General features: G+C 65.7%; 26 protein-coding genes and 1 tRNA gene. 14 read left to right on the forward strand and 13 right to left on the reverse strand.

The window, feature by feature from the left end; genetic code table 11:
* The first annotated feature begins 93 nt into the window (after nt 1–93).
* From argJ to AC07XB_RS18450, 3 genes are all read left to right on the forward strand, one after another.
* The gene (gene argJ, locus AC07XB_RS18440) at nt 94–1,323 is read left to right on the forward strand and encodes a bifunctional glutamate N-acetyltransferase/amino-acid acetyltransferase ArgJ (protein WP_492374437.1); all 1,230 of its coding nucleotides are present in this window, start codon (nt 94–96) and stop codon (nt 1,321–1,323) included.
* Nucleotides 1,324–1,428: 105 nt separating this feature from the next.
* Nucleotides 1,429–2,331 (forward strand): ATP-binding protein, encoded by a 903-nt coding sequence (locus AC07XB_RS18445; RefSeq protein WP_492374436.1) that lies wholly within the window; start codon nt 1,429–1,431, stop codon nt 2,329–2,331.
* Nucleotides 2,328–2,768: an NUDIX domain-containing protein gene (locus AC07XB_RS18450; protein ID WP_492808076.1), complete on the forward strand. Its 441-nt coding sequence runs from the start codon at nt 2,328–2,330 to the stop codon at nt 2,766–2,768. The genes AC07XB_RS18445 and AC07XB_RS18450 overlap by 4 nt, the downstream gene beginning before the upstream one ends.
* A 51-nt stretch (nt 2,769–2,819) precedes the next feature.
* Here the strand turns inward: AC07XB_RS18450 and AC07XB_RS18455 are convergent, their stop codons facing one another.
* The 8 genes from AC07XB_RS18455 to ispB all read right to left on the reverse strand — a co-directional run bounded on the left by AC07XB_RS18455 (nt 2,820) and on the right by ispB (nt 10,054).
* Nucleotides 2,820–3,005 carry a DNA gyrase inhibitor YacG gene (locus AC07XB_RS18455; protein ID WP_043349767.1) on the reverse strand — a complete coding sequence of 62 codons (186 nt, stop codon included), beginning with the start codon at nt 3,003–3,005 and terminating at the stop codon, nt 2,820–2,822.
* Nucleotides 3,006–3,009: 4 nt separating this feature from the next.
* Nucleotides 3,010–3,768 (reverse strand): cell division protein ZapD, encoded by a 759-nt coding sequence (gene zapD, locus AC07XB_RS18460; RefSeq protein ID WP_492374434.1) that lies wholly within the window; start codon nt 3,766–3,768, stop codon nt 3,010–3,012.
* 259 nt (nt 3,769–4,027) lie between these two features.
* Nucleotides 4,028–4,654, reverse strand: a complete 627-nt coding sequence (gene coaE, locus AC07XB_RS18465) for a dephospho-CoA kinase (RefSeq protein ID WP_492376803.1) — start codon at nt 4,652–4,654, stop codon at nt 4,028–4,030.
* A gap of 67 nt (nt 4,655–4,721) precedes the next feature.
* On the reverse strand, nt 4,722–5,639 hold the full coding sequence (locus tag AC07XB_RS18470) for a prepilin peptidase (protein ID WP_492376804.1): 918 nt from the start codon (nt 5,637–5,639) through the stop codon (nt 4,722–4,724).
* A gap of 3 nt (nt 5,640–5,642) precedes the next feature.
* Nucleotides 5,643–6,908 carry a type II secretion system F family protein gene (locus AC07XB_RS18475; RefSeq protein ID WP_492376805.1) on the reverse strand — a complete coding sequence of 422 codons (1,266 nt, stop codon included), beginning with the start codon at nt 6,906–6,908 and terminating at the stop codon, nt 5,643–5,645.
* Nucleotides 6,909–6,938: 30 nt separating this feature from the next.
* On the reverse strand, nt 6,939–8,693 hold the full coding sequence (pilB, locus tag AC07XB_RS18480; RefSeq protein WP_492829102.1) for a type IV-A pilus assembly ATPase PilB: 1,755 nt from the start codon (nt 8,691–8,693) through the stop codon (nt 6,939–6,941).
* Between the two features lie 243 nt (nt 8,694–8,936).
* Nucleotides 8,937–9,013, reverse strand: a tRNA-Pro gene (locus AC07XB_RS18485).
* A gap of 111 nt (nt 9,014–9,124) precedes the next feature.
* Nucleotides 9,125–10,054, reverse strand: coding sequence for an octaprenyl diphosphate synthase (gene ispB, locus AC07XB_RS18490; protein ID WP_492374687.1), 930 nt, complete (start codon nt 10,052–10,054; stop codon nt 9,125–9,127).
* A gap of 572 nt (nt 10,055–10,626) precedes the next feature.
* Between ispB and rplU the strand changes: the two genes are divergently transcribed.
* Nucleotides 10,627–10,938, forward strand: a complete 312-nt coding sequence (gene rplU / locus AC07XB_RS18495) for a 50S ribosomal protein L21 (protein WP_006162510.1) — start codon at nt 10,627–10,629, stop codon at nt 10,936–10,938.
* A gap of 70 nt (nt 10,939–11,008) precedes the next feature.
* On the forward strand, nt 11,009–11,269 hold the full coding sequence (gene rpmA, locus AC07XB_RS18500; RefSeq protein ID WP_006162509.1) for a 50S ribosomal protein L27: 261 nt from the start codon (nt 11,009–11,011) through the stop codon (nt 11,267–11,269).
* Here the strand turns inward: rpmA and AC07XB_RS18505 are convergent.
* Nucleotides 11,247–11,429 (reverse strand): hypothetical protein, encoded by a 183-nt coding sequence (locus AC07XB_RS18505; RefSeq protein WP_183037045.1) that lies wholly within the window; start codon nt 11,427–11,429, stop codon nt 11,247–11,249. The genes rpmA and AC07XB_RS18505 overlap by 23 nt on opposite strands.
* On the opposite strand from AC07XB_RS18505, the gene obgE reads away from it, so the two are divergent.
* Together obgE and proB are read left to right on the forward strand one after the other, a co-directional pair.
* The gene (gene obgE, locus AC07XB_RS18510; protein ID WP_441633931.1) at nt 11,419–12,519 is read left to right on the forward strand and encodes a GTPase ObgE; all 1,101 of its coding nucleotides are present in this window, start codon (nt 11,419–11,421) and stop codon (nt 12,517–12,519) included. The genes AC07XB_RS18505 and obgE overlap by 11 nt on opposite strands.
* 39 nt (nt 12,520–12,558) lie before the next feature.
* Entirely contained in the window at nt 12,559–13,677 is a 1,119-nt protein-coding gene (gene proB / locus AC07XB_RS18515) for a glutamate 5-kinase (protein WP_309403639.1), read from the forward strand.
* A gap of 98 nt (nt 13,678–13,775) precedes the next feature.
* Here proB and AC07XB_RS18520 read toward each other — a convergent pair whose 3' ends face one another.
* Both AC07XB_RS18520 and AC07XB_RS18525 read right to left on the reverse strand, forming a co-directional pair.
* On the reverse strand, nt 13,776–14,405 hold the full coding sequence (locus AC07XB_RS18520) for a CNP1-like family protein (RefSeq protein WP_492374684.1): 630 nt from the start codon (nt 14,403–14,405) through the stop codon (nt 13,776–13,778).
* Entirely contained in the window at nt 14,398–15,060 is a 663-nt protein-coding gene (locus tag AC07XB_RS18525; protein WP_043349734.1) for an RNA pyrophosphohydrolase, read from the reverse strand. Before AC07XB_RS18525 ends, AC07XB_RS18520 begins: the two co-directional genes overlap by 8 nt.
* A gap of 184 nt (nt 15,061–15,244) precedes the next feature.
* Here AC07XB_RS18525 and AC07XB_RS18530 point away from each other — a divergent pair, with 184 nt between their 5' ends.
* The 6 genes from AC07XB_RS18530 to AC07XB_RS18555 all read left to right on the forward strand — a co-directional run bounded on the left by AC07XB_RS18530 (nt 15,245) and on the right by AC07XB_RS18555 (nt 21,050).
* Nucleotides 15,245–16,966, forward strand: coding sequence for a proline--tRNA ligase (locus AC07XB_RS18530; RefSeq protein ID WP_492374683.1), 1,722 nt, complete (start codon nt 15,245–15,247; stop codon nt 16,964–16,966).
* A gap of 5 nt (nt 16,967–16,971) precedes the next feature.
* The gene (locus AC07XB_RS18535) at nt 16,972–17,736 is read left to right on the forward strand and encodes a lytic transglycosylase domain-containing protein (RefSeq protein ID WP_492374682.1); all 765 of its coding nucleotides are present in this window, start codon (nt 16,972–16,974) and stop codon (nt 17,734–17,736) included.
* The gene (locus tag AC07XB_RS18540; RefSeq protein ID WP_492829104.1) at nt 17,733–18,704 is read left to right on the forward strand and encodes a 2OG-Fe(II) oxygenase; all 972 of its coding nucleotides are present in this window, start codon (nt 17,733–17,735) and stop codon (nt 18,702–18,704) included. Before AC07XB_RS18535 ends, AC07XB_RS18540 begins: the two co-directional genes overlap by 4 nt.
* Nucleotides 18,704–19,543, forward strand: coding sequence for a helix-turn-helix domain-containing protein (locus AC07XB_RS18545; protein WP_492374680.1), 840 nt, complete (start codon nt 18,704–18,706; stop codon nt 19,541–19,543). The genes AC07XB_RS18540 and AC07XB_RS18545 overlap by 1 nt, the downstream gene beginning before the upstream one ends.
* 83 nt (nt 19,544–19,626) lie before the next feature.
* Nucleotides 19,627–20,304: a LysE family translocator gene (locus AC07XB_RS18550; RefSeq protein ID WP_492829106.1), complete on the forward strand. Its 678-nt coding sequence runs from the start codon at nt 19,627–19,629 to the stop codon at nt 20,302–20,304.
* Between the two features lie 125 nt (nt 20,305–20,429).
* Nucleotides 20,430–21,050 (forward strand): LysE family translocator, encoded by a 621-nt coding sequence (locus AC07XB_RS18555; RefSeq protein ID WP_492374678.1) that lies wholly within the window; start codon nt 20,430–20,432, stop codon nt 21,048–21,050.
* A 48-nt stretch (nt 21,051–21,098) separates the two neighbouring features.
* Here AC07XB_RS18555 and AC07XB_RS18560 read toward each other — a convergent pair whose 3' ends face one another.
* Together AC07XB_RS18560 and ffh are read right to left on the reverse strand one after the other, a co-directional pair.
* Entirely contained in the window at nt 21,099–21,641 is a 543-nt protein-coding gene (locus AC07XB_RS18560; protein ID WP_017224402.1) for a hypoxanthine-guanine phosphoribosyltransferase, read from the reverse strand.
* Between the two features lie 79 nt (nt 21,642–21,720).
* Entirely contained in the window at nt 21,721–23,115 is a 1,395-nt protein-coding gene (gene ffh, locus AC07XB_RS18565; RefSeq protein WP_492374677.1) for a signal recognition particle protein, read from the reverse strand.
* A 103-nt stretch (nt 23,116–23,218) separates the two neighbouring features.
* On the opposite strand from ffh, the gene AC07XB_RS18570 reads away from it, so the two are divergent.
* Nucleotides 23,219–24,151: a cytochrome C assembly family protein gene (locus AC07XB_RS18570; RefSeq protein WP_416049726.1), complete on the forward strand. Its 933-nt coding sequence runs from the start codon at nt 23,219–23,221 to the stop codon at nt 24,149–24,151.
* Nucleotide 24,152: the final 1 nt, after the last annotated feature.

The raw sequence follows: 24,152 nt of genomic DNA on the forward strand, positions 1-24,152 counted from the left end.
CGGGCATGTTCGTCAGGGGCGGTGCATTCAGTAGAAACCGCCGCCGCCTGGCACGAGCAAAACCAGCAACGTCGAACGCATAGAGGAACGCACATGGCCGTCAACCTGCCCCTGCCGCTGGCAGAAAACCTGAAACCTGTCGCCGGCGTCGAGCTCGGCTGGGCCGAAGCGGGTGTCCGCAAGGCCAACCGCAAGGACGTGCTGGTGGTGCGCGTTGCCCAAGGCAGCACCGTGGCGGGCGTGTTCACCCGCAACCGCTTCTGCGCCGCGCCGGTGCAGGTCTGCCGCGAGCACCTGGCCGCCGGCAAGGGCATCCGCGCGATCGTGGTCAACACCGGCAACGCCAATGCCGGCACGGGCGAGCCGGGCCTGGCCAATGCGCGCGCCACCTGTGACGCGCTGGCCGCGCAGCTCGGCATTGCACCCGAGCAAGTGCTGCCGTTCTCGACCGGCGTGATTCTCGAGCCGCTGCCGGTGGACCGCATCACCGCCGCGCTGCCCGCTGCCATCGCCAATGCCAAGCCCGACAACTGGCTGGCCGCGGCGGAATCGATCATGACCACCGACACCCAGCCCAAGGCCGCCTCGCGCACTGTGCAGATCGGCGGCAAGACTGTGACGCTGTCCGGCATCAGCAAGGGCGCGGGCATGATCCGCCCCAATATGGCCACCATGCTCGGCTTCGTCGCCACCGATGCCACCGTGTCGCAGGATGTGCTGCAGGCGCTGGTGTCGTACGCGGCGGATCACTCCTTCAACAGCATCACCATCGACGGCGACACGTCGACCAATGACTCCTTCGTGCTGATCGCCAGCGGCAAGGCCGGCGCGCCGGCCATCGAGCGTGCCGAGGGTGCGGACTTCGAGGCGCTGCGTGCCGCGCTGACCGACCTGTCGCAGGAACTGGCGCAGATGATCGTGCGCGATGGCGAAGGCGCCACCAAGCTGATGACCATCCAGGTCGAGGGCGGCAAGGACGTGGCCGAATGCCGCCTGATCGCCTACGCGGTGGCGCATTCGCCGCTGGTCAAGACCGCCTTCTACGCCTCGGACCCCAACCTGGGCCGCATCCTGGCCGCGGTGGGCTATGCCGGCGTGGACGATCTCGACGTGGAGCGCGTCAATCTGTGGCTGGACGACGTCCTGGTCGCGCGCGACGGTGGCCGCAACCCCGAGTATCGTGAGGAAGACGGCCAGCGTGTGATGAAGCAGGCCGAAATCACCGTGCGCATCGCGCTGGGCCGAGGCGACGCCTCCGCCACGGTCTGGACCTGCGACCTGTCGCACGACTACGTTTCGATCAACGCGGACTATCGTTCGTAAGCACCAGCCAGGCACGCGTTGCGTGCGTGCCGCTCCCGCCAGCGCGGGCACGGCACGCCAGCCGCTCGCCCTCCTGCCAACGATCCGCATTTCCACCAAGCCGCCATGTCAGACCTTGCTGCCCGCCTCGATAGTTTCCTCGCCCGCCTTGAACAATGGCTGCCGCCTCAGCTGACCGACGCTGACTGGGAGCAGGCCGTCGCCTTCCGCTGGCGCAAGCGGCAGAGCCTGTTCGGCAACATCGGCTACCTGCAGGCGATCCGCCAGCTGCCGCCGATCCATCTCGACGACCTGAAGAACATCGAGCGGCAGAAGGATGCCATCGTGGCCAATACGCGCCAGTTCGTGCAGCGCCTGCCGGCCAACAACGTGTTGCTGACGGGCGCGCGCGGCACCGGCAAGTCCTCGCTGATCAAGGCCTGCCTCAATGCCTTCGTCAAGGATGGCCTGCGCCTGGTGGAAGTGGACAAGGATGACCTGGGCGACCTCGGCGATATCGTCGAGCAGTTGTCGGGGCGTCCCGAGCGTTTTGCCATCTTTTGCGACGACCTGTCATTCGAAGAGGGCGAGTCGGGCTACAAGTCGCTGAAGTCGGCGCTGGACGGCTCGGTGGCCGCGCAGTCGGACAATGTGCTGATCTACGCCACCTCCAACCGCCGCCATCTGCTGCCCGAGTACATGAAGGACAACGAGACCTACCGGCACACCGACGATGGCGAGATCCATCCCGGCGAAGTGGTGGAGGAAAAGATCTCGCTGTCCGAGCGCTTCGGGCTGTGGCTGTCGTTCTACCCGCCCAAGCAGGACGAGTACCTGGCCATCGTCGGCCACTGGCTCGGGCACTTTGGCTGCAGTGCCGAAGACATCTCCGCTGCACGTGGCGATGCGCTGGTGTGGGCGCTGGAACGCGGCTCGCGCTCGGGCCGGGTGGCCTGGCAGTTCGCCCGCGACTGGGGCGGCAAGCATGGCAAGCCTTATATGGCCTCGGCGCAGGACGGCAAGGCATGAGCGAGGCATCGCAGGTGACCGATGCAGCGGCGCCGGCGCGCAAGGTGACCGAGGTTGCCGTTGGCGTGCTGGTGCAGCCCGACGGGCGCTTCCTGCTGGCCCAGCGGCCGGCGGGCAAGCCCTATGAAGGCTACTGGGAGTTCCCGGGCGGCAAGCTGGAACCGGGCGAATCAGTCGAAGACGCACTGGCGCGCGAGCTGCATGAGGAGCTCGGCATCGAGGTCGGCGCCAGCGTGCGCTGGCACGTGCTGGAGCATGATTACCCGCATGCCTATGTGCGCCTGCATTTCTGCAAGGTCACTGTGTGGACGGGCGAACTGGTCGGCCGCGAGGGCCAGGCCTTCTCGTGGCAATCGGCGCCGGTGGACGTGGGCCCCTTGCTGCCCGCTACGATCCCCGTGGTGGACTGGCTGGCTGCCGAGAGCGGCACCGCCTGAACCGTCGGGGCCGTCGTCAGGGCCGTCGAGGCCGCAACGGTGGCGCGGTGCTTAGTCCTCGTCTTGCTCGTCCGGCGAGGGCTCCTCGCCGGGTTTGCCGCCAATCACGTATTTCTCGGACGCCCACGCGCCCAGGTCGATCTGCTTGCAGCGGTTCGAGCAGAAGGGACGGAATTTACTCTCGGGTACCCAGGCCACGTCCGTGCCGCAGGTGGGGCATTTGACTACGGTTGTCATTGCTTCAGAAATTGCAGAGCTTGAGCAGGAAGGGGATGTCGGCGTCGACCGAACGGGGACGCAAGTCGCCATCCTGCTGCGTGAAACGGACCCACAGCATGTACTTGTTGGCGCTCATCTCGGGGATGAAGGCCAGCAGCGATTCATCCAGCAGCACCTGCATCAGCTGGTAGCTGCGACCGGACAGCATCTGCTGGTAGCTGCCGCCGGTGGCGATGACCTTGCCGCTCTGGCCGGACTCGCGCAGCAGGCGCAACACGGTGTTGGTGCCTAAGCGCAGCGCCACCAGCGGGCGCGCCCACTTGAGGATGTCCGAGCGGCGTTCTTCGGCCGGACGGTGCTGCCAGGCGTAATACGCCGGCAGGTCGAACTCGCAGGTGCCGCCAGGGATGATGGCGCGGCTGCGGATGCTGGTCAGCCACTCGTTATCGGTCAGCAACTGGCCGGCCTTGCCAACCGTCTGGTTGAGCTGGGTCATCGCCTGCTCGATCTCGCTGATGACGCCATCCAGCGCGCCCTGGTCGATCTGCGGATTGGCGCGCAGCGCGGCAAGCGCCTGGCGCTGGCGTTCCAGTTCCTTGAGCAGGTCGGTCTTCAGGTCTGCGCGGCCGGCGACGTCGATAATCTCGAACAGCGTCGTCAACGCCACGTGATGCTGCAGGGCGTGATCCTGACCGAGAAAATAATCCAGCCGATCGAACAGGTCTTCCAGGCGCAGGAGAGTCCTGATGCGTTCGTTAAAAGGATATTCGTACAGAATCAATGGGTGTATCCGTGCAACAGGGCGGGTTGGCGGGTGGGCAATCTGACCCGGGCGGCATTGCCGGAGCGGCGAGGCTTCCGGTGTATCCGGGCCTGCGCGATTTCAATCGGCCTGGGCCCGCAATATTGGCAGTATGCGGCCATTTCCCGCGTGATTCCAGCGCATTCTATGCGAGACCGCCAAACAGGACAATGAAACAGCCGACTTAGGGTGCCGCATGCAGCACTGCACAAAGATGGTGCCGGATGCGGCCAGTCATTCAGCCCGTGGCTGCCCAGGCGCCAGCCAGGGTGCGGTACAACTGGTCCAGGCGATCCACCTGGGCGGGCAGGGCTTGCGGCGGACCCTCGTTGTCGACCACATCATCGGCGGCGGCCAGGCGTTCGCTGCGCCTGGCCTGCCTGGCCATGATGGCCTCGACCTGGCCCTGGGAAAAGCCGTTGCGTGCCATGACCCGCGCAACCTGCGTGGCCTCGCTGCAATCCACCACCAGCACCCGGTCCACCCGCGCGCGCCATGAGCCCGACTCGACCAGCAGCGGGACCACGTAGATCAGGTAGGGATGCAGTCCGGAGGCGCGGATCGCGGCGGCGCGCGCCTCGGTCAACTGGCGGATCAGGGGGTGGGTGATGCCCTCCAGCCGGGCCTTGGCCGCGGGGTCCGAGAACACCAGCTCGCGCATGGCATTGCGGTCCATGGCGCCGTCGGCGCGCAGGCAGGCGGGGCCAAAGGCTTCCAGCAGGGCAGGGATGGCCAGCCCGCCCGGCGCGGTGATCTCGTGCGCGAGCAGGTCGGTGTCGATCAGAGCGGCACCGCGCGCGGCGAACAGGTCCGCCACGCGGGTCTTGCCAGAACCGATGCCTCCGGTCAGTCCGATTTGCAGCATGTAGGTCTCGAAGCTTGCTGTGGGTGTGATAAAGGCAGCCTTAGGGCGACCGGCGGCCGGCGCCCGTTCAGCCCGCAATGCCCAGCGGCAGCACATTGGGCCCAAAGAACAGCACAAGCAGCCCGGCTCCGGCGATATAAGGGCCGAAGGCGAAGTGCGTATCGCGATCCTGACGGCGCAGCGCGATATTGGCAAGCGCGAAAACCAGCCCCACCACGGAGGAGAGCAGCACCAGCGCCGGCAGGGCCTGCCAGCCGAACCAGGCGCCCAGCGCGCCCATCAGCTTGAAGTCGCCATAGCCCATGCCTTCCTTGCCCCGCACCAGCTTGAAGATCCAGTACACCGTCCACAGCAGCAGGTAGCCGGCGGCCGCGCCGATCACGGCATCCGCCAGCGGCGCGAACAGCCCGCCGAGATTGAGCAGCAGGCCCAGCCATACCAGCGGCAGCGTGATCTGGTCGGGCAGTAGCTGCGTGTCGGCGTCGATCAGGGTGAGGGCGATCAGGGCCCAGATCAGGGCGATGGCCGCGAGAGCCTGCCAGGTCGGGCCAAAGTGCGCGGCGGCCAGCGCGGTGAGCAGCGCGGTGCCCGCTTCCACCAGCGGATAGCGCGCACCGATGGGCGCGGCGCACGATGAGCAGCGCCCGCGCAGGAACAAGTAGCTCAGTACCGGGATGTTCTCTAGCGCGCCGATGGCGTGTCCGCAGTGCGGGCACGCCGAGCGCGGCACCATCAGGTTGTAGGGCTCGGGGTGGGGGATCGGGTCGTCGCGCAGCGACGCGATGTAATTGGCTTCGTCATGCTCCATCATGCGCGGCAGGCGGTGCACCACCACGTTGAGGAAGCTGCCGACCAGCAAGCCGATCAGCGCGGCGGCGGCGACCAGGAACCAGGGCGGCAGCGCCGCCAGCTCTGCAATGGTCTGCGCGGGGGCAGCCAGTGAAGAAATCGCGCCACTGGCGCCATCCGCGGAAAACAGCCACATGCCTTACACCACCTGTCCCAGTTTGAAGATCGGAAGATACATTGCCACTACCATGCCGCCAATCAGCACGCCCAGGATCACGATGATCAGCGGCTCGATCAGGCTGGAGATGGCGGCCACAGCGTCATCGACCTCGCGCTCGTAGAACTCCGCCACCTTCAGCAGCATATTGTCCAGCGCGCCGGACTCCTCGCCGATCTGCGTCATCTGCAGCACCATGCTGTCGAAGACATGGGTGGCTTGCATGGCGTTGGTGAGGCTGGTACCGATGCGCACCGATTGCTCGATTTCCTTGGTGGCGTCGTAGTAGACCCAGTTGCCGGCGGCGCCGGCGACCGATTCCATCGACTCTACCAGCGGCGTGCCGGCGGCGAACATGGTGGCAAGCGTGCGGGTCCAGCGGGCGATCACCGCCTTGCGGAACAGCGAGCCGAAGATCGGCAGCTTGAGCAGCAGGCGGTCGCTGGCGCGCTGGACCTTCTCCGAGCGTTTTAGCCCGCGTATATACATCGTGATGCCGATGATCGGCGCGCCGATGATCAGGTACCAATTGTCGACGAAGAAGTCCGACATGGCGATCACGACCAGGGTCGGCGCCGGCAGGTTGGCGCCGAAGCTGGAGAACACGCCCTTGAACGCCGGGATCACGAAGATCATCAGGATGACCGTCACCGCGAAGGCCACGGTCAGCACGGCGATCGGGTAGATCATGGCCGACTTGATCTGGCTCTTCAGCGCGATGGTCTTTTCCATATAGAGCGACAAGCGCTCCAGCAGGGCATCCAGGATACCGCCCTGCTCGCCGGCATCGATCAGGTTGCAGTAGAGCGTGTCGAAGTAGCGCGGATGGCGGCGGAAGGCCTGCGCCATGCTGCTGCCGGATTCGATGTCAAAGCGGATCTCGGACAGCAACTGGGTGAAGTTGGGGTTGGCATGCCCGCGCGCAATGATGTCGATCGATTGCAGCAGCGGGATGCCCGCCTTGAGCATGGTGGAGAGCTGGCGCGTGAAGTATGCGATGTCCTTCTGGGTAATCTTCTTCCCGCGCGCGGCCCGCCGCTTTTTCAGCTTGACGACCGTCAGCCCCTGCTTTCGCAGCGTGGCATTGACCTCGGCCTGGCTCTGCGCGCGCAGCTCTCCCGAGAACGCCTTGCCCTTGCGGTCCTTGCCTTCCCACTCGAACAGGTACTGCGTGGGCGCTTTACGCCCTGGTTTCCCCTTGGGCGCGGCCGCCTTGCGAGCGGCTGCGGCTGGTGCGCGTGTCGCCATGATTGACCCCTAATGACATCTTTTGTTGTTTTACATATTTGTTGTGGCCAGCACTTCTTCGAGCGAGGTGAGACCCTGCTTCACCTTGGCCAGGCCAGCTTCGCGCAACGATAGCACGCCATCTTTACGCGCTTGTTCGGCGATCTCCAGTGCCGTGCCATGCGCGAGGATGATCTGCTGCATCGGCTCGGTGATCGGCATCACCTGGTAGATGCCGCAGCGGCCCTTGTAGCCGCTGCCGTTGCAGCGCTCGCACCCGACCGGGTGGTAAGGCTGCCAGCTGCCGTCGAGGTCCTCGTCCTGGAAGCCGGCGTCGGCCAGCACCTCGCGCGCCAGCTCTCCGGGGCGCTTGCAGGTGCACAGCCGCCGCGCAAGCCGCTGCGCGGTGATCATCAGCACGCTCGACGCGATATTGAAGGGCGCGACACCCATGTTCATCAGGCGCGTGAGCGTGGTCGGCGCGTCGTTGGTATGCAGCGTCGAGAACACCAGGTGACCAGTCTGTGCCGCCTTGATCGAGATATCGGCGGTTTCCAGGTCGCGGATTTCGCCGACCATGATGATGTCGGGATCCTGGCGCAGGAAGGAACGCAGCGCGGCGGAGAAGGTCAGACCGGCTTTTTCGTTGACGTTGACCTGGTTGATGCCCGGCAATTGGATTTCCGCCGGATCCTCGGCGGTCGAAATATTGATGTCGCCCTGGTTCAGCCGGTTCAGGAAGGTGTACAGCGACACCGTCTTGCCGCTGCCGGTGGGGCCGGTCACCAGCACCATGCCGTAGGGGCGCTTGATCACGTCCAGCAACAGCGCCTTTTGCGCCGGCTCGTAGCCGAGCTGGTCGATGTCGAGCTTGTCGGACGACGACTCCAGGATCCGGATCACGATCTTCTCGCCGAACAGCGTCGGCAGCGTGGAGACGCGGAAGTCGATCGCCTTCTCCACGGTTTCCTTGGGCTCCTTGCCGTCCTTGCCGTCTTTGTCGCCGCCCTTTTCCTTGGGCAGCGCGATCAGCAGCTTCATGCGGCCGTCTTGCGGCACGCGCTTTTCCGAGATGTCCAGGCGCGACAGCACCTTGATCCGGGTGGAGATCTTGTCGCGGATGTCCACCGGCGGCCGTGCCACTTCCTGCAGCACGCCATCCACCCGGAAGCGGATGCGATAGAAGGTCTCGAACGGCTCGAAGTGAAGATCGGAGGCGCCGCGATGGAAGGCTTCGGTCAGCAGCTTGTGCAGGAAGCGAACCACGGGCGCGTCGTCGATGTCGGCCGCGGTCTTGTTGCGCAGCGCTCCAGCGGACGCCACCGGGTCATAGTCGATCATCTTGCGCTCGACATGGCCCGGGCCGATCGACTTGATCGTGCCGCCGCTGTCGTCGGCAGCCGAGCGCACGTATTGCATCAGCTTGTCGTGCTCGACCACGACGGGTTCCACCGGCAGGTTGTATTTCTGCTTGATGGCGTCCAGCCCGGCCTGGTTGCCCGGGTCGGACAACGCCAGCACCAGGCGGTTCTCGCGCCGGCCCAGTGGCAGCAGGCGGTGCGCGTGGAACTCGCGATTGCCCGCCAGCGCCGGCGGCACCTTGTTGAGGTTGTACTGATTCAGATCGATCAGCGGCAGCTGATACTTATCAGCCGCGAAGATCGCCACATCATGTGCAGTCATGGTGCCGCTGGCGATGATCTCGTCGATCAGCTGCGACTTTTTTTCTCGTGCCGACTGTTCAAGCTGGGCGAGCAGGGCCGGCGCGATACGCCGGCTCTGTGCAAGAGCTAGACCAAGTGTCATGGCAAAAAACGATTGGCCGCAAGCGGCCTAGGACCCCGAATCGGGGCAGTTTGCCGCCGGGGTCACTTTTTGTAAAGGCGCACCGGACAGGGTGTTGCCGTTTGCACGACACGGGCGCAACCCTACTTGCGCGGGGGGATGGGGAAGGGACGGGAATCAGGATTGGCGAGCCGGGCGCACCAATGAAAAAAGGCCGCACATTGCTGTGCGGCCTTTCTTGTACGGTCTCGGGGACCGTGAAACTGGTCGGGGTGAGAGGATTCGAACCTCCGGCCTCTACGTCCCGAACGTAGCGCTCTACCAGGCTAAGCTACACCCCGTTTGTTTTTCTCTGCGTTGCCTGCTTAATTACTGCTGCAGCGCGAAAGCACACAAGTGTAGCAGCCTTTTTTCCGGAATGGAAGAGGGCGCCGGCGCGGGGCGCCTTGGCATCAGGACTGCCGTTGCAGCGAGAATGCGCACAGGTCGATCAGCGTTTGCTTCAGTGGCGAGTCGGGGAACTGCTGGGCGGCCTTCTCCGCAGCTTCGGCTTCGCGCTGGGCTGCCTGGAAGGTGACATCGAGCGCGCCGCTGGCGTGGATCGCGGTGAACACCGCATCGAAATGCTCGGTGCCGCCTTGCACGATGGCTTCGCGAGCCAGCGTGCGTTGCTCCGCGGTGCCGTGCTCGAGCAGGTGCAGCAGCGGCAGGGTGGGCTTGCCTTCACGCAGGTCGTCGCCGGCATTCTTGCCCATCTGCTCGGCGCTGGCGGTGTAGTCCAGCATGTCGTCGATCAACTGGAACGCGGTGCCGATGCGCCGTCCGTATTCCGCGGCAGCTTCTTCGGTGGCCGCGTCCGCACCGGCCAGCACAGCGCCGAGCTGGGCCGAGGCTTCGAACAGCTTGGCGGTCTTGTAGCGGATCACTTGCAGGTAGCGCTCCACCGTGACCTCGGGATCGTGCATGTTCAGCAACTGCAGCACTTCGCCTTCGGCGATCACATTGGTGGCATTGGAGAGGATCTCCATAATGCGCATGCTGCCGGCGTCCACCATCATCTGGAAGGCGCGGGAATAGAGGAAGTCGCCTACCAGCACGCTCGCGGCGTTGCCGAAGACCGCGTTGGCGGTCTGGCGGCCGCGGCGCAGCTCCGACTCGTCGACGACGTCGTCGTGCAGCAGCGTGGCGGTATGGATGAACTCGACCACCGCGGCCAGTTCGTGGTGCCGGTTGCCGTCGTAACCGAAGGCCCGTGCGGACAGCAGCAGGATCACCGGGCGCAGGCGCTTGCCGCCCGCACTGATGATGTACTCGCCGATCTGTTCGATCAGGGGCACTTCCGAAGCGAGGCGCTGGCGGATAACCGAATCAACGGCGCGCATGTCGGCAGCGACCGGGGCAAGCAAGGCAGTGGCGGAAGACTGGGACAAGATGTTCACCGTTACGCAAAACCCGCCGATTATAAGCGATGCGGGTGTATGTATGTCCCCTGAACGGGGGGTGCGACAAGGCGTGCGGGCGCTGCGCGCGCAAAGCGGGCGTGGCAGTCCCGTGCACCTATAATGCCGCCATGACCCAGCCACCTTCCTCCTCGCGCCGCCAGCTCCGGCGCACCGCACTGTGGGCAGCTTTCGCCGCCCTGGCGGGTTTCCTGCTCGCGGATCTGATCTGACCTGGGTGGGCGGAGAAGTGCTTCAGGCGGCGCCACGCGGCGCCGGGCAGGCTATGTGTCTGTTTTCTTTGTACTTTTCCCGGCTTTGGTATAGAATCGTGGGTTTCCTCCGGCCGCTTTGTGTTGTCTGCAGATGCGCTGGTGGGAGATAACCGGGCCAATTGGGCCGTCCGGCTTGTCTGTTTTCCCTGTCCTGGTAGTTGCTTGGATCGGGATGAAACGGACGCAAGGGCGCGCCGGCGTTGGCTTTCGGCGTTTTATTTCACATCGAGAGGTTCGACAATGTACGCGGTCGTAAAAACCGGCGGCAAGCAATATAAGGTTGCTGCTGGCGAAAAACTTAAAGTAGAACAGATACCGGCAGACATTGGCGCAGAAATCACGCTCGACCAGGTGCTCGCAGTGGGCGCAGGCGACCAACTCAAGTTTGGTACGCCGCTGGTTAGCGGGGCTTCCGTCAAGGCTACCGTTATCTCCCAAGGTCGTCACGATAAGGTGAAGATCTTCAAGATGCGCCGTCGCAAGCACTATCAAAAGCGTCAAGGCCATCGTCAAAATTACACCGAGCTGCGCATCGAAGAGATCATTGGCTGAGCCAGCGCTCAGTCCTTATCGAAATCGAATTCAAGCGTAACTAGGTAAAGTAAAGCGACAGGAGTTAGTCATGGCACAGAAAAAGGGCGGCGGTTCCACACGGAACGGCCGCGATTCCGAATCGAAGCGTCTGGGCGTCAAGGTGTTTGGTGGTCAAGCCATCAACGCCGGCAGCATCATCGTGCGTCAGCGCGGTACCCGCGTGCACCCGGGCGATAACGTTGGCATTGGCAAGGATCACACCCTCTTTGCTCTCGTCGACGGCCACGTGCAGTTCGCCGTCAAGGGCGCTGCCAAGAAGCAGCAGGTCAGCGTCGTTCCGGCAGTCTGATCACAGCCTTTGCAGCATGAAGGCCCCGCAGTACTTGCGGGGCTTTTTCTTTTCTGGCGACAATGTCATTGTCGCCATTCGCCGCGCCCGCGGCCTTGCCATCCCGGCCGGGCGCGCGCTTTGCGGTCGCTACACCACGGAAGGTCATCATGAAGTTCATCGACGAAGCCAGAATTGAAGTCATCGCCGGCAACGGCGGCAATGGCAGCGCATCGATGCGGCGCGAGAAATTTGTGCCCTTCGGTGGCCCCGACGGTGGCGACGGCGGCAGCGGCGGCAGCGTCTACGCGGTGGCCGACCGCAACATCAACACGCTCATCGACTTCCGCTACGCCAAGAAGCACGTGGCGCGCAACGGCGAGAATGGCCGGGGCGCCGATTGCTATGGCGCGGGCGGCGAAGATGTGAACCTGCGCATGCCGGTCGGCACGCAGATCCTCGACATGGATTCCGGCGAGCTGATCGCCGACCTGACCGAGCATGGCCAGACCGTTTGCCTGGCCGAGGGTGGCCTGGGCGGCTGGGGTAACCTGCACTTCAAGTCCAGTACCAACCGCGCGCCCCGCCAGCAGGTGGACGGCAAGCCGGGCGAGCGCCGCATGATCAAGCTGGAGCTCAAGGTGCTGGCCGACGTGGGCCTGCTGGGCATGCCGAATGCCGGCAAGTCGACCTTTATCTCGCACATTTCCAATGCGCGCCCGAAGGTGGCCGATTACCCCTTCACCACCCTGCATCCCAACCTGGGCGTGGTGCGGGTCGATCACGAGCAGTCCTTCGTGGTGGCCGACATCCCCGGCCTGATTGAAGGCGCTGCGGAAGGCGCCGGGCTGGGCCATCAGTTCCTGCGCCACTTGCAGCGCACAGGGCTGTTGCTGCATATCGTCGACCTGGCGCCGTTCGATGAAGCCGTGGACCCGGTGGCCGAAGCCCGCGCCATCGTCAACGAGCTGAAGAAGTACGACGAAAGCCTGTACGAAAAGCCGCGCTGGCTGGTACTGAACAAGTTGGACGTGGTGCCCGAGGAAGAGCGCGATGCGCGCGTCAAGGACTTCGTCAAGCGCTACAAGTGGAAGGGCCCGGTGTTCCGCATCTCCGCCCTGACCGGCGAAGGCTGCCGTGAACTGATCTACGCGATCAAGGATCACCTGGCCGCGATCAAGGCCGAGGAAGTCGCCGCGCTGGCAGAGCCGGACATCCGCCTGGATGACCGCCTGCACAACGTCGACCAGTCCGGCGGCGAGCAGAACTAACGACAAAAACAGCAGCACCCAGCAGACAGGATTCCCGCCATGCAATCGGTCATCGCCCAGGCAAAACGTATCGTCGTGAAGGTTGGGTCCAGCCTGGTGACCAACGACGGCAAGGGCCTCGATCACGAGGCAATCGCCCGTTGGGCAGCACAGATCGCCAAGCTGCGCATGGCCGGCAAGGAAGTCGTGCTGGTCAGCTCCGGCGCCATCGCCGAAGGCATGCAGCGCCTCGGCTGGGTGCGCCGCCCAAAGGAAATCCACGAACTGCAGGCCGCCGCGGCAGTGGGCCAGATGGGCCTGGCCCAGGTCTACGAAAGCCAGTTCGGCCGCTACGGCATCCGCACCGCCCAGGTGTTGCTGACCCACGCCGACCTGGCTGACCGCGAGCGCTACCTCAATGCGCGCTCGACCCTGCTGACGCTGCTGTCGCTGGGTGTCGTGCCCATCATCAACGAGAACGACACCGTGGTCACCGACGAAATCAAGTTCGGCGACAACGATACCCTGGGTGCGCTTGTCACCAACCTGATTGAAGGCGACGCGCTGGTGATCCTGACCGACCAGCGGGGCCTCTATACCGCCGACCCCCGCAGCAACCCGCAGGCCGAGTTCGTCGACGAGGCGCTGGCTGGTGCAGTGGAGCTCGAAGCCATGGCCGGCGGCGCCGGCACGTCGATTGGCCGCGGCGGCATGCTGACCAAGATCCTGGCCGCCAAGCGCGCCGCCAAGTCGGGCGCGCATACCGTGATCGCTTCCGGGCGCGAAGCCAATGTGCTGGAGCGGCTGGCCGGGGGCGAAGGCATCGGCACGCAACTGCTGGCCCCCACTGGGCGCCTGACGGCGCGCAAGCAATGGATGGCCGACCACCTGCAGCTGCGCGGGCGGGTGATGATCGATGCCGGCGCGGTGGACAAGCTCACCAGCGGCGGCAAGTCGCTGCTGCCGATCGGCGTGGTGGAAGTGCAGGGTGAGTTCGCGCGTGGCGAGGTCATTGCCTGCATCGACGCGGCGGGCCATGAGGTGGCGCGCGGCATCACCAACTACGCCAGCTCGGAAGCCAAGCTGATCGCACGCAAGCCCTCGTCCGAGATCGAGCGGGTGCTTGGCCACCAGAACGAGCACGAGCTGATCCACCGGGACAACCTGGTACTGGTCTGAACGGACAGATTGTTCCGAGGTACGATGCAAAAAAGCCCGCGAGCGATCGCGGGCTTTTTTGCATCGTCAGGCGCCGTACTACCGCGCCGTTGCCGCCATCAACGTGTGATCGCGCTCTTGCGCGGCGCTTCGCCACGCAATTCCTTGACGATGTCCTGCGCCCTGCCTGCCGCTGAGCGGCCCTCGCACAGGAAATCCTTGGCCAGCGCCGCACCATAGTTATTGCGCGCGATGCCTGCCAGCTGGACCCAGCCATCGCGGTCGTCGGAGCGGTTGCGGACCCACTCGGTCGCGCCCCTGGGCAAGGTGGCGTACATCTTGCGCTCGAAGGTGTCGCAGCGCACGGCCTCGAAGCTCACATTGCGCATGCCGCTGGCACCGGTGATGACCACCGTATAACGCACGGCGCCATCCGCGCCCACGACCACGGACTTGCCATCGACGGCGAAGGTAAAGTTGCCGGCGGGGCTGACTTCGAACGGGATCAGGTCCGCATCCTGCGGCGGCGCAGGCAGCGCCGTCTCCACTTCCCTGAATTCCTTCGCGGCGAACGGGTCGAGGATGCTGAACTCCTTCTTCGGCGTGTAATCCTCGGACTCGTCCGGCATGGGCACATGCTGCGGCTTGGACGTGCTGCCGCAGCCGGCCAGGCCAAGGCAAAGGGTTGCAGCCAGCAAGCAGGCGGCGGGCAGGCTCGGGCGCAAGCCGCGGCCGGCAAAATCAATCATCGGTACTCCGTTCTGTGGACGCCGGCTGGGCCGGCGAAATTGGGCCCGGATCGTGGGCCAGGTCCTGATGCACCAGGTCCGGAACGCTGTCGGGATGCTCGTCCAGCCCCGCGCGAGCATAACCTGCGCGCACCGAACCGTGCCGGCCATGGGTGCCGTAGGGGCTCAGCGGCGCGCGGGTATTGCGCTGCAGGAAGCGAGACAACTCGGTCAGCGCGAGTTGGTAGACATCGCGCTTGAACTCGATGACAGCGTCTAGCGGGACCCAGTAATGGCTCCAGCGCCAGGCATCGAACTCCGGATGGTCGGTGGCGCGCAGGCGGATGTCGCAATCGCGGCCCGCCATGCGCAACAGGAACCAAATCTGCTTCTGTCCCCTGTAATGGCCGCGGATTTCGCGGCGGATGAACTTGTCCGGCACCTCATAACGCAGCCAGTCGCGCGTGCGACCGACAATCCTGACATGCTCGGGCAGCAGACCGACTTCTTCATGTAGCTCGCGGTACATCGCCTGTTCCGGCGTCTCGCCGTATTTGATGCCGCCTTGAGGAAACTGCCACGAATGTTCGCCGATGCGCTTGCCCCAGAACACCTCGTTCCGTGCGTTGATGAGGATGATGCCGACGTTCGGGCGAAAGCCTTCACGATCGAGCATGACTGCACCTCGAATCCTTTAGAATTAGGTTGATTATAAAGGAAGCGCGTAATGGGGCTTTGTGCAACGGGGTGCTGGTTTTCCCCGAGCAAAAAGCGCCGCATAATGCACGCGCGCCACGGATTCGCGCCATCTCGCCCCCGGCACCTGCCAGGGCGTGCATGGCCTCACGAGAAAGCAACGGATGAAAGCCTCGCAATTCTTCATTTCCACCCAAAAGGAAGCCCCTTCCGACGCGGAAATCGTGTCGCACAAGTTGATGATGCGAGCCGGCATGATCAAGAAGCTTGGCGCCGGCATCTATAACTACATGCCGGTCGGCCTGCGGGTGATCCGCAAGGTGGAAGCCATCGTGCGCGAGGAAATGAACCGCGCCGGCGCGGTCGAGCTGTCGATGCCGGTGATTCAGCCTGCCGAGCTGTGGCAGGAAACCGGCCGCTGGGACAAGATGGGTCCCGAGCTGCTGCGCCTGAAGGACCGCCATGAGCGCGACTTTGCCGTGCAGCCCACCTCCGAAGAGGTGGTGACGGACATCGCCCGCAGCGAAATCCGCAGCTACAAGCAACTGCCGATCAATTTCTACCAGATCCAGACCAAGTTCCGCGACGAGCGCCGGCCGCGCTTTGGCATCATGCGCGGGCGCGAGTTCACCATGAAGGACGCTTACTCCTTCGATCGTGACGCCGCAGGCCTGAAGGTGTCCTACGACAAGATGTTCGACGCCTACGTGCGCATCTTCCAGCGTTTCGGCCTGGAATTCCGTGCCGTCGCGGCCGACAACGGCGCCATCGGCGGCTCCGGCTCGCATGAGTTCCACGTGATCGCCGAGACCGGCGAAGATGCCATCGTCTACTGCCCCGACTCGGACTACGCCGCCAACATGGAAGCGGCCGAGGCCCTGCCGCTGCTGGCCCAGCGCGCCGCGCCGGCGCAAGCCATGGTCAACACGCCCACCCCGGGCAAGGCCAAGTGCGAGCACGTGGCTGAGCTGCTTGGCATCCCGCTGGCGCGCACGGTCAAGTCGATCGTGCTGGCCACCGAGGGCGAGGCCGGCGTGCAGATCTGGCTGCTGCTGCTGCGTGGCGACCATGAGCTCAACGAGATCAAGGCGTCCAAGGTGGCCGGCCTGGCCGAGTTCCGCTTCGCGACCGAGTCCGAGATCGTCGAGACGTTCGGCACGCCCCCGGGCTACCTGGGCCCCATCGGCGCCAAGAAGCCTGTCAACGTGGTGGCGGACCGCACGGTCGCCAACATGAGCGACTTCGTCTGCGGGGCCAACGAGCGCGACTACCACCTGACCGGTGTGAACTGGGGCCGCGACCTGCCCGAGCCTGTGGTGGCTGACCTGCGCAATGTGGTGGAAGGCGACGTTTCGCCGGACGGCAAGGGCACGCTCGCCATCTGCCGCGGCATCGAAGTCGGCCACGTGTTCATGCTCGGCACGCGCTATTCGGAATCGATGGGCGCCACCTTCCTGGACGAGAACGGCAAAACCCAGCCCATGCAGATGGGCTGCTACGGCATTGGCGTGACCCGTATCCTGGGGGCCGCCATCGAGCAGAACTTCGACGAGCGCGGCATCATCTGGCCCGCTTCGATCGCCCCGTTCGCGGTGGTGGTCTGCCCGGTTGGCTACGATCGTTCCGAGGCCGTCAAGGCCGAGGCCGACCGTATCCATGCTGAGCTGCTGGCAGCCGGCGTCGATGTGATCCTGGACAACCGCGGCGAGCGCCCCGGCGCCATGTTTGCCGACTGGGAACTGATTGGCGTGCCGCACCGCGTAGTGGTGGGCGACCGTGGCCTGAAGGAAGGCCGCGTGGAGTACCAGGGGCGGCGCGACGCCGAGGCCACCCAGTTGCCGGTCGCGGACGTGGTTGCTCACGTGCGCGGGCTGTTGTCCGCCTGAGCGCCATGCGCCTCCTGGACCCGCTGCGTCTGCCGGGCCTGATCCCGGGCCGCCTGGGCGTGGCACGGGTCAGTGCCGGCTTGCTGCTGGTGCTCAGCGCCGCCGCCCACGCCGGGGCCCAGAAGGAAGAGGACCTGGCCGACTCGGTGCGCGGCGCGCTGGCCGCGGCCATTGCCGACAGCCGCCCGCTGCGCCCGGCCTTTGCCACCGGCGGTGAGCAACTGGCCTACCTAAAGTGGCTGGAAGAAATGTCGCACCGGCTCGCGGGGCGCATCCCCGAGCCGCAGGTGCGCATCGAACTGATCGAGACCGCTTACTACGAGGCCAAGCGCGCCGGGCTGGAACCGGCGCTGGTGCTAGGGCTGGTGCAGGTCGAGAGCAATTTCCGCAAATACGCGATCAGCTCGGCCGGTGCCCGCGGGCTGATGCAGGTGATGCCCTTCTGGGTGCGCAGCATCGGCGACAGCGACAGCCGCAAGCTGTTCCACCTGCAGAGCAACCTGCGCTACGGCTGCACCATCCTGCGCTACTACCTGGACCGCGAGCAGGGCGACCTGTTCCTGGCGCTGGGCCGGTACAACGGCAGCCGCGGCCGCCCCGACTATCCCAATGCGGTGCTGGCAGCGTGGAAGCGCTGGCAGTATTCCGAAGCCACGGTCACCGTCGCCGGCGACCCCGAAACCGGCACGGGCACCCGCAGCCGCGTGGTGCCGCCCGAAGCGCCGGCGCGCAACCCGTTTTCGCCGCAGCGGCTGGCCAATCCCTCATGAGCAACACTCGCGCCACCGGTGCCACTGGCGACACCGCCGGCAAGGCGGGCTACACCAGTTCCTCGGCGGACCTGCAGCGCTGGCTGCGGCGCCATATCGGGCAGGGCTTTGGCGCCGAAGCGCTGGTGCAGTCGATGTGCCAGTCCGGCTACGAGCAGGCCTTCGCGCAAGCCACGGTGGCCGCGGCGCTGTCCGCCGCGGCACGGGCAGAGGTGCGGGGGACGCCGCCGGACAACGCCGCGGAGATGGCCGCGGAGCTGGGCATCGGCAAGCCGGCCGGGCGCGCAGGGGGCCAGGGTGGTGGCCGTGACCAAACTGGCGCGCAAGGCAGCCGCAACGCGGCGCATTTCGCCGGCCGCGAGATTCCCATCTTGTTCACGCTCGCGGCACCGCGCGTGACCCTGTACCAGCAACTCCTGACCGATGCCGAATGCGACGCCCTGGTGGCGCTGGCGCGCGGCCGCCTGACGCGCTCACCCGTGATCAACCCCGACACCGGCGACGAGAACCTGATCGAGGCGCGCACCAGCCTGGGCGCGATGTTCCAGGTCGGCGAGCATGCGCTGATCGAGCGCATCGAGGACTGCATCGCCGCCGTGACCGGGATTGCCGCGGACCGCGGCGAAGGCTTGCAGATCCTCAACTACAAGCCCGGCGGCGAGTACCAGCCGCACTACGATTTCTTTAACCCGCAGCGCCCCGGCGAGGCGCGCCAGCTCAAGGTCGGCGGGCAACGCGTCGCCACCCTGGTGATCTACCTGAACAGCCCGCCGGCGGGTGGCGCCACGGCCTTCCCCAAGCTTGGCCTGGAGGTGGCGCCGGTCAAGGGCAATGCGGTCTATTTCAGCTATCGCAAGTCCGACGGCGCGCTGGACGAGCGTACCCTGCATGCCGGCTTGCCCGTTGAAGCGGGCGAGAAATGGATCGCCACCAAGTGGCTGCGCGAACGCCCGTACCGGACCGACTGATGCGCGCCGGCAGCACCGCAGGGCAGGCGCGCTACTGGTTCGATCCCGCCATGCCGTACGTCGAGAGCCGCTGCGCCAGCGACAGCGGCGCGGCATACCTGCCGCATACCCATCCCACCTTGTCGATTGGCGCCGTCGATGGCGGCCATAGCCTGTTTGGCACCGGGACCGAGTCGGTACGGCTGGCGCCCGGCGACGTGGTCGTGATCCCGGCCGGGCAGGTGCATTCCTGTAATCCGGAGCCCGACGCGCGCTGGAGCTACCAGATGCTGCACCTGGACCCGGCATGGGTGGGCACGGTGCTGGAGGCGCGCGGCGTGGCGGTGTTGCCCGCGGCGCTGGCGCGGGTGCGTGTCACCAGCGCGCCAGATACCTATGCCGGCCTGTGCCGGCTTAACGATGTGCTGTTCTCCGCAGCCCCGCAGGCCACCAAGGAAGCGGCGCTAGGCGGCTTCGTGGCCGCACTGCTCGGCGGTGCCGACCAGCGCCAGGCGGTGCGCGCGCCGCGCCAGCCAGTCACGCCAGAGGCCCGGCTAGCCGGCCTGGTCGCGCTCCTGCATGCGCATCACGCGGAGCCGCTGCCGCTGGCGGAACTGGCGCGCGGCGCCGGCATGAGCCGCTATCAGTTGATCCGCGCCTTCCGGGCCGACCTCGGCATGACCCCGCATGCCTACCAGCTGGATCTGCGCATCAACCACGCGCGCCAGCTGCTGCGCGCGGGTGGGGCGCCGGCGGAGATCGCCCAGGCGCTGGGCTTTTCCGACCAAAGCCACTTCCAGCGCGCCTTCAAGCAGCGCGTGGCGCTGACGCCGCGCAGCTATCAGCGCCGCAGCGGCTGAGCCGCCGCGCGCAATTTTCTCCAATACTTGCCGCCCCTCGCGGCCCAGACTTCGTGCTCATTCGAAGACACGAAAGGACTGGCGTGGATTTCCCTGTTGATTCCGGCCTCGGCCAATTTGCCATGGTGGCGGGCGCGCATTTTCTTGCACTGCTCAGCCCGGGCCCCGACTTTTTCCTGGTAGTGCGCAGCGCGCTGGTGCATGGCGTGGGCCGCGCCAGCGCCGTCTGCCTGGGCATCGCGCTGGGAAACGGCGTGTTTATCGGGCTGGCCATCACCGGGCTGGCCGCTACCCGCGCCAGCCAAGGCGTGTTCATGCTGCTGCAGTGGGCGGGTTGCCTGTACCTGGCCTGGCTGGGCTGGCGGCTGCTGCGTGCCAGCGGCGAGACGACGCTGCCCGGCGCAGATGGCGAAAATGGCAAAGATAGCCAGCAAGCGCAGGGCACTGGCCCCGCGGCGTACGCGGCGCAACTCGTGACGGGCTTCCTGTCCGCCGTGCTCAATCCCAAGAATGCGTTGTTCTACGCCAGCCTGTTCTCGGTGCTGGCCGGCACCCGCACGCCGCTGGCAGCACAGCTGGGCTACGGCGCCTGGATGTTCGCCATGGTCTTCGCCTGGGACATGCTGGTGGCCTGGGGCGTGCGCCATCCGCTGGTGCGCACGCGTTTTGCCCGCTCGGTTCGGGGCGTGGAGCGGGCGACCGGCGTGGTGCTGTGGGGGATTGCGCTGGTGGTGGCGGCGAACGCGCTCAGCGCGACATGACGCGGCATGATGCGGTGGCTACGCGCCAAGCCGTATCGCCAGTTTTCTGGTCAACTGTACCGGTACTGTACAGTTTTGCATGGCTAGACTAGCTCCATTCCTTTTCGTATTCGATGGAGCCAGTCATGGCAGTGCCCCAGCTTGTTGCCGGATCCGGCGTGTTCGCCGCGTTCTGCGCGTTTGCCCTCGTGTCGTCGATTACCCCGGGCCCCAACAACACCATGGTGCTGGCTTCGGGCGTGAATTTCGGCTTTGCCCGCACAGTGCCCCATGTGCTGGGCATCAGTATCGGCTTCGGCCTGATGGTGGCGGTGGTCGGCCTCGGGCTCGGATCGCTGTTCGCCGCGTTTCCGTGGACCTGGCAGGTGCTGCGCGTGGTGGCGGTGGTCTATCTCACCTGGCTGGCGTGGAAGCTGGCGACCGCGGGCGGCGTCCAGGACCAGGAGGTGGGCAAGCCCATGGGCTTCCTTGCGGCGGCCGCGTTCCAGTGGGTCAATCCCAAGGCTTGGGTGATGGCGGTGGGCGCGTGCAGTACCTACGTGCTGCACGGCAATGTCTGGCTCAATGTGTTGCTGCTGTCCGGCCTGTTCGCCGTGATCAACCTGCCCAGCGTGGCAATGTGGGCCGTGTTCGGTTCGGCCATGCGGCGCTGGCTGGCGCAGCCTCGGGCGCTGCGCCTGTTCAACGTGGCGATGGCGCTGTTGCTGCTGGTCTCGCTGTGGCCGATCGTCAGCGCCAGGCCGTAACGCGCAGACTGAGCGCGAGGCCTGGGCGCAAGGACTCAGCGCAAGGCCTCAGCGCAAGGCCCGGATGGCGGGCAGGTTGCGCCAGTAGCCGTGGGCGTCCATGCCGCAGCCGAAGACATAGCGCTCAGGCACGGTGAAGCCACAGAAGTCCGGGTGCATGGGCTTTGCCTTTTGCAGCACTTTTTCGCACAGCACGGCGGCGTAGACATTGGTCGCGCCCATGTCCATGATGCGCTGGCGGATGGCCGCCATGGTCTCGCCTTCGTCCAGGATGTCGTCCAGCACCAGCACCGTGCGGCCCTTGACCGATTCGCGCGGCGCCACGCGCCATTGCATCTCGCCGCCCACCGTCTTGTTGTTGTAGCGCGAGAGGTGGATGTAGTCGAACTCCAGCGGGAACGCCAGCTTGGGCAGCAGCATGCCGGTGAAGACGACTGCGCCGCCCATCACCGACAGCACCAGCGGGAAGGTATCGCCCATCTTTTCCGTGATCTCGCCAGCCATGCGGTCCAGCGAAGCCTGGACGGCCTCGGCGCTGACGATTTCCTCGGAGTTGGCCCACAGTTCGCGGGCCTGTTCGGCGGTCATCATGATGTGGATCCTGTCTCAGTCTTTGTCTTTTGCGGGGTGACGCGGCGCCCGGGGAGCGGGCGCCGCCGTGCCAGACGGCTTAGCGGTTGAAGAGTCCCTTCATGCCGCCCTTCATCGCGCCCATCGAGCGCATCATCTTCATCATGCCGCCGCCCTTGAGCTTTTTCATCATGCTCTGCATCTGGTCGAACTGGTTGAGCAGGCGGTTGACTTCCTGCACCGGCACGCCGGCGCCGGTGGCGATGCGGCGCTTGCGGCTGGCCTTGATCAGGTCGGGCTTGGCGCGCTCGGCGGCCGTCATGCTATTGATGATGCCTTCCATGCGGCGCACCTGCTTCTCGGCCACGTCCATATTGGCGCCCTGCGCCTGTTGGGCAAACTGCGCCGGCAGCTTGTCGACCAGGCTGCCCAGGCCGCCCATCTTCTTCATCTGGCCGATCTGCGCCTTGAAGTCTTCCAGGTCGAAGTCGCCGGTCTTCTTGATCTTCTTGGCCAGCTTCTCGGCGGCTTCCATGTCCACGCCGCGCTGGGCTTCCTCGACCAGCGCGAGGATGTCGCCCATGCCCAGGATCCGCTGGGCCATGCGATCGGGGTAGAAGGGCTCGAGGCCGTCCAGCTTTTCGCCAACGCCGACGAACTTGATCGGGCGGCCGGTGATGTGGCGCACCGACAGCGCGGCACCGCCGCGCGCATCGCCGTCCAGCTTGGTCAGCACCACGCCGGTCAGGGGCAGGGCGTCATTGAAGGCGCGCGCGGTGTTGACCGCGTCCTGGCCCAGCATGGCGTCGACTACGAACAGGGTTTCGACCGGCTTGATCTCGGCGTGCAGCGCTTTGATTTCCTGCATCATGGCTTCGTCGATACCCAGGCGGCCTGCCGTATCGACAATCAGCACGTCGTGATAGTGCTTGCGGGCCCAGTCCACTGCCGCGCGCGCGATGTCCACCGGCTTCTGGTTGGGCTCGGAGGGGAAGAAATCGGCGCCGACCTGCTCGGATACGGTCCTGAGCTGGGCGATCGCGGCGGGGCGGTAGACGTCGCACGAGACCGTCAGCACCTTCTTCTTCTTGTTTTCTTTCAGCCACTTGGCCAGCTTGCCGACGGTGGTGGTCTTGCCGGCGCCCTGCAGGCCGGCCATCAGGATGATCGCGGGCGGCTGCACCGCCAGGTTCAGCTCGCCGCTCTTGTTGTCGGCGGACAGGCTTTCCTCGCCGCCGATGACGGCGGTCAGCTCGCGCTGCACCACGCCCACCAGCGCCTGGCCCGGCGTCAGGCTGGACACCACGTCCTCGCCCAGTGCCTTTTCCTTCACGCGGGCGATGAATTCCCGCACCACCGGCAAGGCGACATCGGCCTCCAGCATGGCCAGGCGCACTTCGCGCAGCATTTCGGCGGTATTGGCTTCGGTCAGGCGAGCCTCGCCGCGCATGGTCTTGACGACCCGCGCCAGGCGTTGAGTGAGATTGTCCAGCATGGCAGAAGTCCGGGGGATAGAGCTTGATCGAGGCTTGAGGCTGGCTCTTGGCCCGGCTCAAGCGGGGCGCCACCGGGACGGGGCGCTAAGGTAAACTGTGCAAATGGCCATTGTACTGTATGCCTTGACGGCACTTCTCTATTGCGGCCTGGCCTATCACGGCTGGGCGACGCGCAACCCGCAGCTATCGGCTGCCGGCAACGGCGGTGCCATTGGGGGCGCGGCGGCGACCGCGCTGCTGCACGGCGGCGGCGGGGCCGGCGGGCGCGGCGAGGGCCGCCCGGCCTGGTGGCACGCGCTGATGCTGGCAGCGGTGGCCAGCCACGGCCTGCTGCTGCACGAGACCATCTTCCCGGCCGACCGCATGGTGTTCGGCTTTGCCTTTGCGCTGTCGGCCATGCTTTGGCTGGGCGTGGGCATCTACTGGATCGAGAGCTTCTTCTTCTCGCTGGCCGGCCTTGGGCTGATCGTGGTCCCGGTGGCGATGCTCGCGAGCCTGATGCCGCTGGCGTTTCCCGGCGCGCAGATCCTGGGCTACGCGGCGCGGCCGTTGTTCAAGCTGCACTTCATCATTGCCAACGTGGCCTATGGCCTGTTCACGCTGGCAGCCTTCCATGCCTTTCTGATGCTGCTGGCCGAGCGCCGCCTGCATGGCTTCAACCGTTCGCCCCAGGTGGGCAAGGCGAGCGAGCCGGCCCAGTGGGTGGGCCGCTGGCTCGACCTGCTGCCGCCGCTGCTGACACTGGAGAAGCTGCTGTTCCGCCTGATCGGCGCCGGCTTCGTGCTGCTGACGCTGACGATCCTGTCGGGCCTGCTGTTCTCCGAGCAACTGTTCGGCCGGGCCTTCCGGCTCGACCACAAGACCGTGTTCGCGCTGCTGTCGTGGGCGATGTTCGCGGGCATCCTGGCCGGGCGCACCTTCTACGGCTGGCGCGGGCGCACCGCGCTGCGCTGGGTGATTGCGTCCTTCGGCATCCTGCTGCTGGCTTATGTCGGCAGCCGCTTCGTCATCGAAGTCATACTGCACCGAATCTGAG

The sequence above is a fragment of the Cupriavidus sp. GW821-FHT02F09 genome, from assembly GCF_059421605.1.